The sequence below is a fragment of the Stenotrophomonas sp. HMWF003 genome, assembly GCF_003061285.1.
Classification (GTDB): Bacteria; Pseudomonadota; Gammaproteobacteria; order Xanthomonadales; family Xanthomonadaceae; genus Stenotrophomonas; species Stenotrophomonas maltophilia_AP.
The window spans coordinates 1,192-2,745 of sequence record NZ_QAIW01000299.1 but is presented as its reverse complement, the minus strand read 5'-3'; the positions used below and the strand labels follow the sequence as shown (position 1 = coordinate 2,745).

The 1,554-nt window shown below is 67.2% G+C and carries 3 protein-coding genes; 2 read left to right on the top strand and 1 reads right to left on the bottom strand.

Annotation, left to right across the window (positions count from 1 at the left end; all coding sequences use genetic code 11):
• Positions 1 to 395: lipid A-modifier LpxR family protein (locus DBR34_RS12300; protein WP_128097004.1), on the bottom strand; the 395-nt coding region annotated here is incomplete at its 3' end.
• Between the two features lie 193 nt (positions 396 to 588).
• Here DBR34_RS12300 and DBR34_RS12295 point away from each other — a divergent pair.
• The gene (locus DBR34_RS12295; RefSeq protein WP_128097003.1) at positions 589 to 867 is read left to right on the top strand and encodes a DUF493 family protein; all 279 of its coding nucleotides are present in this window, start codon (positions 589 to 591) and stop codon (positions 865 to 867) included.
• Positions 855 to 1,554, top strand: a 700-nt coding sequence (gene lipB / locus DBR34_RS12290; RefSeq protein WP_128097005.1) for a lipoyl(octanoyl) transferase LipB, incomplete at its 3' end; no start/stop codon positions are given. The genes DBR34_RS12295 and lipB, both read left to right, overlap by 13 nt.

Genomic DNA, 1,554 nt, shown 5'->3' with positions numbered 1-1,554 from the left:
GCGTAGGGCCGGTCGTCCTCGATCAGGTCCTTCCGGGTGAAATCGGTGGGGGTGAAGATGCCCTGGGCCAGGCTGAAGATCATGTTCTGCTGCTCGAACTCGCCCGGGTGCAGCTTTTCCAGGTGCCGGTTGACCCAGCGCGCCAGGCGGGGCAGGCAGGGGTCGTCGGTGTAGTCCACCAGATTGGGCGAGACCAGGGTCAGCTGGGCGCCGTTGGTGTAGCCCTGGTCCTGGTCGGCCCCGCCGAACAGGTCGTTGTCGACGCGGAAGTTGACCTGCGGGGGGTGCTCGCGCATCGCGTCGGGCCCGCACTGGTTGGCGGCCTGCACCGCGGGGGCGACGAACGCCAGGGCGCCGGCAAGTGCGGCCGACAACGCATAGGGCTTCAACGACATGGAATTCCCGCTCAGGATTTGTTTTGTTTTTAAGCGCATGCAGCGTAGTGAACGCGTGATGTACTGACCATACCCGCGCACGCACTGGAGCGTTTTGCTGGTGAAGGGCGATTTTCACGTAGCGTTGGGTGCAGCTATGGGCACGATCATGCAGCGCTTGGGTTCGGGCGCCGGCGTCCCCATAATCGCGGTCATGGAGATCACGTCTGACAACCCCGACCACGGCTTCCAGTTCCCCGGCCAGTTCGAACTCAGCGCCATGGGCGCGGCCGGCCAGGAGCTTGAACGCGAATTGCCGCGCCTGCTTGAGCAGGCCGGCGTTGAAGTACTGACCGAGCGGGTCAGCTGGAAACACTCGTCCAACGGCAAATATGTGTCGGTGCGACTGGTGTTCAAGGCCGACAGCCGCGAACAGTACGACGCCGCCCACGCCGCGCTGCGTGACCACCCGGAAGTGAAGTGGACGCTGTAGCCGCCTGCGACAGCGTTCCCAGCCCGGGTGCCCGTCCGCCGCAGCCGGCGCGGGTGCGCCAGCTCGGCCGGCAGCCGTATGCGCCGGTCTGGCATGCCATGCAGCGGTTCACCGACAACCGCGACGACAGCACGGCCGACGAGCTGTGGGTGGTCGAGCACGACCCGGTGTTCACCCTGGGCCAGGCCGGCAAGGACGAGCACGTGCTGGCGCCGGGCGACATCCCGGTGCTGCACGTGGACCGCGGCGGCCAGGTGACCTACCACGGGCCCGGCCAGATCGTGGTCTACCCGCTGCTGCAGCTGCGCCGGCTGGGGATCGGGGTGCGCGACTATGTGTGCCGGATCGAGCAGGCGATCATCGATACGCTCGACGAATGGAATATCGGCGCTGAACGGCTGGACGGGGCGCCCGGGGTCTATGTGGGCGGCGCGAAGGTCGCCGCGCTGGGCATCCGGGTCCGCCGCGGCTGCACCTTCCACGGGCTGGCCTTCAATGTGGCCATGGACCTGGAGCCGTTCCACCGCATCAACCCCTGTGGCTACCAAGGGCTGCAGGTGACCTCGGTGGTAGACTTGGGGGGACCGTCCGGCATGGCGGCCGTGACGCCGGTGCTGCTGGGCCATCTGGCCCGCCAGTTCGGCCTGGACCTCCAGCCGACCACTGATTTGCCCGATCTGACAGAGG